Origin of the sequence: Micrococcus sp. APC 4021 (assembly GCF_030407635.1) — a bacterium.
GTDB lineage: Bacteria > Actinomycetota > Actinomycetes > Actinomycetales > Micrococcaceae > Micrococcus > Micrococcus luteus.
In genome coordinates this window covers 1-5,596 of the sequence record NZ_JASDCZ010000142.1, presented here as the reverse complement: position 1 = coordinate 5,596, position 5,596 = coordinate 1, and the positions used below count along the sequence as shown (strand labels likewise).

Here is a 5,596-nt window from a genome sequence, read left to right as displayed (position 1 = left end):
GGCCGGGTGGACGGCGAGACGTGCACGGTGGCCGGGGCCGTAGGCTCGGGGCAGCCGTCCGTCCGTCGAAAGGTCGTCCCATGCCCGAGGGCCGCATCGTCCTGGCCGCCACCCCCATCGGCAACCTCGGGGACGCGTCCGCGCGCCTGCGTGAACTGCTGGCGGAGGCGGACGTGATCGCCGCCGAGGACACCCGGACCGCGCGGCGCCTGTGCGCCGGACTGGGCGTCACCCCGGCGGGCAGGGTGGTGGCCCATCACGAGCACAACGAGGCGGCCTCCGCCCAGGGGCTGCTGGACCAGGTGCGGGGCGGTGCCACGGTGGCGGTGGTCTCGGACGCGGGCATGCCCACGGTCTCGGACCCGGGGTACCGGCTCGTGGCGGCCGCGGTGTCCGCAGGGCTGCCCGTGACCTGCGCGCCCGGCCCCTCCGCCGTGACCACCGCGCTCGCCCTCTCCGGCCTGCCGACGGACCGGTTCGCCTTCGACGGCTTCGTCCCCCGCAAGGACGGGGAACGACGGCGATGGCTCACCTCCCTGCTGACCGAGGCCCGCACCGTGGTCGCCTTCGAGTCGCCGCAGCGTCTGGCGGACGCGCTGGCCGTCGTCGTGGAGGTCCTCGGTGCGGAACGGCCGGTGTGCGTGGCCCGCGAGCTCACCAAGCTGCACGAGGAGGTGGTGCGCGGCACCGCGGCCGAGGTGCATGCCTGGGCTGCGGAGCGGCACGCGGGGGAGGGGATCCGCGGGGAGATCGTGCTGGTGATCGGGCCGCCCGCGCCCGGCGCCGAGGGCGAGGCGTCCGAGGCGGACGCCGTCGCCGAGGTGGGGGTGCTGGTGGAGTCCGGCACCCGGCTCAAGGAGGCCGTGGCGGCGGTGGCCGGAGCCCACGGGATGCGCAGCCGGGAGCTCTACCAGGCGGTGCTCGCGGCCCGGGGCTGACACGTCCCCGGCTACACAGATGCTCATGCGCGATGGCGCGGCCCCGGGGCCTGGCTAGGATCAGCCGTGGAGCCGCTGCCGACCGCCGCCGGACGGCGTCGGAATACCCGTGGCCGTCCACCCGTTCCCCTGAGGGACGCGGGGCGTGCCGCCTCCGACCACCGACCCCGAAAGAGGTGCATCATGACCGTGACCGCTGAGCGCGAGAAGGCGCTGCTGGAGTCCGTCCCCACCGGCCTGCTGATCGACGGCGAGTGGCGCGATGCCTCCTCCGGCAAGACCTTCGACGTGAAGGACCCGGCCACCGGCAAGGTCATCGCGAGCCTGCAGGACGCGAACTCCGACGACGCCCTGGCCGCCTTCGACGCCGCCTGCGCCGCGCAGGCCGACTGGGCCCGCACCCCGGCCAAGGAGCGCGCCGACATCCTGCGCCGCGCCTACGACCTGATCAACGAGCGCGCCGAGGACTTCGCGCTGCTGATGACCCTCGAGATGGGCAAGCCGCTCGCCGAGGCCCGCGGCGAGGTCACGTACGGCAACGGCTTCCTGCGCTGGTTCTCGGAGGAGGCCGGCCGCCACTACGGCCGCACCCTGACCGTGCCCGAGGGCACCCTGCGCATGCAGGTCCACCACCGCCCGGTGGGCCCGTGCCTGCTGATCACCCCGTGGAACTTCCCGCTGGCCATGGCCACCCGCAAGGTGGGCCCCGCCGTCGCCGCCGGCTGCACCATGGTCCTCAAGGCCGCCAAGCTGACCCCGCTGACCACCCAGCTGTTCGCGCAGGTGATGCAGGAGGCCGGCCTGCCCAAGGGCGTGCTCAACGTCGTCGCGGGCTCCTCCGCCTCGTCGATCTCCGGTCCGATCCTGCAGGACCGGCGGCTGCGCAAGGTGTCCTTCACCGGTTCCACGCCGGTCGGTGTGCGCCTCATGAAGGACGCGGCGGACAACGTGCTGCGCACGTCGATGGAGCTAGGCGGCAACGCCCCGCTCATCGTCTTCGAGGACGCGGACCTGGACGCCGCCGTCGAGGGCGCCTTCGCCGCGAAGATGCGCAACATGGGCGAGGCCTGCACCGCCGCCAACCGCTTCCTCGTGCACGAGGACGTGGCCGAGGAGTTCACGCAGAAGTTCGTGGCCAAGCTCGAGGCGCTCAAGCCCCTGCGCGGCACCGACCCGGAGTCCACCCTCGGCCCGATCGTGGACGAGGGCGCACGCGACGACATCGACCAGCTCGTCCAGGACGCCGTGGCGGCCGGCGGCGAAGTGCTCACCGGCGGCCACAAGATCGAGGGCGACGGCTACTTCTACGCGCCGACCGCGATCAAGGTGGAGAAGGGCAACCCGATCCTCCAGCAGGAGATCTTCGGCCCCGTGGCCCCGATCGTGACCTTCTCCTCCGAGGAGGAGGCCATCGAGATGGCCAACGACACCGAGTACGGCCTCGCCTCCTACGTGTTCACGAAGGATCAGGCCCGGATGTACCGCGTGGCCGAGAGCATCGAGTTCGGCCTCATGGGCTACAACGTGGGCGTCATCTCCAACCCGGCCGCGCCGTTCGGCGGCGTGAAGCAGTCGGGCCTGGGCCGCGAGGGTGGCGCCGAGGGCATCGAGGAGTACACCTCGGTGCAGTACATCGGCATCGCCGACCCGTGGGCGGCCGCGAAGGCCTGACCCTCGCGCCGAGCCGTGTCCTCCGGGGGCGGTATCGGGTGGTATCCGACGTGGATACCACCCGATACCGCCCCCGAGGCGTGTCGGGGGGGCCGGGCTCGGCTCCCTAGAGTGGGGTGCATGGCCCACGCATCCGAGACCCCGCTCGCCTACCGCGCCCCCGCCCAGCAGCCGGACGACGACGGCGGCCCGCGCCGGGACGCCCACGAGGAGAAGTCGGGTCGCAAGCGTCGTCTCGAGTACCCGCCCGCACCGGAGCCGCTGCCGGCGCCCGTCGTGGACAACCACACGCACCTCGACTTCCGCGACGGCCTGGTCCGGGTGGACGTCCACCAGGCGATGGACGCGGCGGAGGCCGTGGGCGTGGCCGGCGCGGTCCAGGTGGGCTGCGACGTGGCCTCGGCCCGGTTCACGATCGCGGCGATCGAGGCCGAGCCCCGCTTGCTCGGCGCCGTGGCGCTGCACCCCAACGACGCGGCCCGCCTGGCCGAGCGCGACGAGTTCGAGGACGCGTTCGCGGAGATCGCCGAGCTCGCCCGCCACCCCCGCGTGCGCGCGGTGGGAGAGACGGGCCTCGACTACTTCCGGACGCAGGACGAGGCCGGCCACGCGGCGCAGCAGGAGTCCTTCCGCCGGCACATCCGACTCGCCCGCGAACTCGGCACGGCCCTGCAGATCCACGACCGGGACGCCCACGACGACGTCGTCCGGATCCTGCTCGAGGAGGCGGCCGACGGCGGGCTGCCCCCGCACGTGGTGTTCCACTGCTTCTCCGGCGGGCCCGACCTGGCCCGCACGTGCGCCGAGCACGGCTGGCACATGTCCTTCGCCGGGCCCGTCACCTTCAAGGCCAACGATGAGCTGCGCGAGGCGCTGCGGATCGCCCCGGCCAAGCTGCTGCTCGTGGAGACGGACGCGCCCTTCCTCACGCCGCATCCGCATCGGGGCCGCCCTAACGCGCCCTACCTGATCCCGCTGACGCTGCGGGGCATGGCGGAGACGCGCGGAGACGACGTGGCGGCCCTCGCCCGCGCGGTGAGCGAAAACACCGCCCGGGTGTACGGGGCGTTCTAAGCCGATCCAGACCCGGCCCCTAGGATGGGCGACGTGCTGACCCGACTCCTCAAAGCCCGGCTGCCCGAGGGAACGCAGTACCTGGTGGACCGCCCCATGCGGATCCGCCTCGTGTTCGTGGTCCTCGGGTCCGTCCTCGTGGCCGGCCTCGAGATGGTGGCGCTCGCCTCGATCATCCCGCTGGTCAGCCTGCTGACCTCGGGTGAGCTGGGCTCCCCGGCGCTCGAGGGGCTGCTGGCCCGGTTCGGGGCCGTGACGGTGCCGGAGCAGACGGTGGCCTTCGCCGTCGTGATCGTGGTCGCCTTCCTGCTCAAGGCGATCCTGGTGCTCGCGTTCCGCTGGTGGACCATGGGGTTCACCAACCAGAACCTGATCCGCACGTCCGCCACGCTGCTGCGCTACTACCTGCGGGCCGACTACGGCCTGCACCTGACGCGCACTGTGGGCACCCTGGTCAACAACGTCACCGGCACCTCCAGCATGGCGTACACGGGCGTGGTGAACGCGTCTGTCACGTTCCTCACGGAGGCCGTGACGCTCGTCGCGGTGGCGGTCGTGGTGGGCGTCGCCATGCCGCTGACGGGGCTCGGGATGGCCCTGTACTTCCTCGCCGTCGCCTGGGTGATCAAGACCGTGATCCGCCGCCCGGCCTCCCGCCTGGGCTGGACCCTGGTGACCGCGGGGGAGCGGGCCAACACGGCGGCGCTGCAGGGCCTGGAGAACTACAAGGACGTGAAGATCCGCGGCAACGACTCGGCCTTCATGGAGGAGTACCGCGCGGCCCGCATGGAGAGCGCCGAAGCCACGCGGCTCAAGATGATCCTCACGATGATGCCGCGCTACGTGCTCGAGGTCGCCTTCGTGGCCGCCATCGCGGCGCTCGTGGCCGTGGCCTTCATCCAGGGCCGCGGCGGGGAGGCGTTCGGCTCGCTCGCCCTGCTCGCGATGGCCGGCTTCCGCGTGCTGCCGTCCATGGCGGCGCTCATGGCCACCACCAACGAGATCCGCACGTCCTGGCCGGCCTTCGAGCGCACGACGGCGGAGCTCGCCGCCGCGCAGCCGGTCCTGCACGCGGCGGACCGGCCCTACGAGCGCGTCACGTTCGAGGAGGCCATCGAGGTGCGGGACGCGTCCTTCACCTACCCCGGCAAGACCGAGCCGGTCCTGCGCGACATCGACCTGCGCATCCCCTTCGGGTCCTCGTACGCCTTCGTGGGCGGCAGCGGTGCCGGCAAGACCACCCTGGTGGACCTGGTCATCGGCTTCCACCACGCCCAGCGCGGCGGGGTCTACGTGGACGGGGTGGAGCTCGAGGCCAACCCGCGGGGGTGGTGGGACAACGTGGCGTTCGTCCCGCAGTCCGTCACCGTGGTCAACGGGACGGTGCTGCACAACGTGCTCCTGGACGTCGAGGCCACCCAGACGGCGGACCGGGCCGAGGTGGAGCGCGTGCTGCGCGAAGCCCAGCTGGGCCAGTGGCTGGACGAGCTCCCCGACGGCCTGGACACCGTGATCGGCGAAGGGGCCGTGGGCGTCTCCGGCGGCCAGCGCCAGCGCCTGGGCATCGCGCGCGCGCTCTTCCGGCGCCCCCGCCTCCTCGTGCTCGATGAGGCGACGTCGGCCCTCGACAACCTCACGGAACGCCGGGTGACCGAGGTGATCGAGTCGCTGCGCGGCCGGATCACGGTCATCGTGGTCGCCCACCGTCTCTCCACGGTCAAGCGCTGCGATCAGATCGTGCTGATGGACCACGGTCGGATCATCGGCCAGGGCACGTTCGCCGGGCTGCAGGAGACGAGCCCCGAGTTCCGCGAGCTCGTCCGGCTCGGTGACCTCTCCACCTGAGCGGAGCCCGCGCCGCTGCGCCCCGGTTACCCTGTCCGGCGCCCCGATAGACTCGCGGGCATGGTCCA

The 5,596-nt window shown here is 72.6% G+C and carries 4 protein-coding genes; all 4 read left to right on the top strand.

Features of this window, described 5'->3' with window-relative positions; all coding sequences use genetic code 11:
* Nucleotides 1-80 precede the first annotated feature (80 nt).
* The 4 genes from rsmI to QL983_RS10175 all read left to right on the top strand — a co-directional run bounded on the left by rsmI (nt 81) and on the right by QL983_RS10175 (nt 5,528).
* Nucleotides 81-938 (top strand): 16S rRNA (cytidine(1402)-2'-O)-methyltransferase, encoded by an 858-nt coding sequence (rsmI, locus tag QL983_RS10190; RefSeq protein ID WP_144868891.1) that lies wholly within the window; start codon nt 81-83, stop codon nt 936-938.
* Between the two features lie 183 nt (nt 939-1,121).
* Entirely contained in the window at nt 1,122-2,609 is a 1,488-nt protein-coding gene (locus QL983_RS10185) for an NAD-dependent succinate-semialdehyde dehydrogenase (RefSeq protein WP_144868888.1), read from the top strand.
* A 120-nt stretch (nt 2,610-2,729) separates the two neighbouring features.
* On the top strand, nt 2,730-3,683 hold the full coding sequence (locus QL983_RS10180) for a TatD family hydrolase (RefSeq protein WP_144868885.1): 954 nt from the start codon (nt 2,730-2,732) through the stop codon (nt 3,681-3,683).
* 33 nt (nt 3,684-3,716) lie between these two features.
* The gene (locus tag QL983_RS10175; protein ID WP_144868882.1) at nt 3,717-5,528 is read left to right on the top strand and encodes an ABC transporter ATP-binding protein; all 1,812 of its coding nucleotides are present in this window, start codon (nt 3,717-3,719) and stop codon (nt 5,526-5,528) included.
* Nucleotides 5,529-5,596 lie beyond the last annotated feature (68 nt).

Bases quoted from the DNA above. Each gene is read 5' to 3' on its own strand.
- rsmI (WP_144868891.1), top strand. From the start codon at position 81: ATGCCCGAGGGCCGCATCGTCCTGGCCGCCACCCCCATCGGCAACCTC.
- QL983_RS10185 (WP_144868888.1), top strand. From the start codon at position 1,122: ATGACCGTGACCGCTGAGCGCGAGAAGGCGCTGCTGGAGTCCGTCCCC.
- QL983_RS10180 (WP_144868885.1), top strand. From the start codon at position 2,730: ATGGCCCACGCATCCGAGACCCCGCTCGCCTACCGCGCCCCCGCCCAG.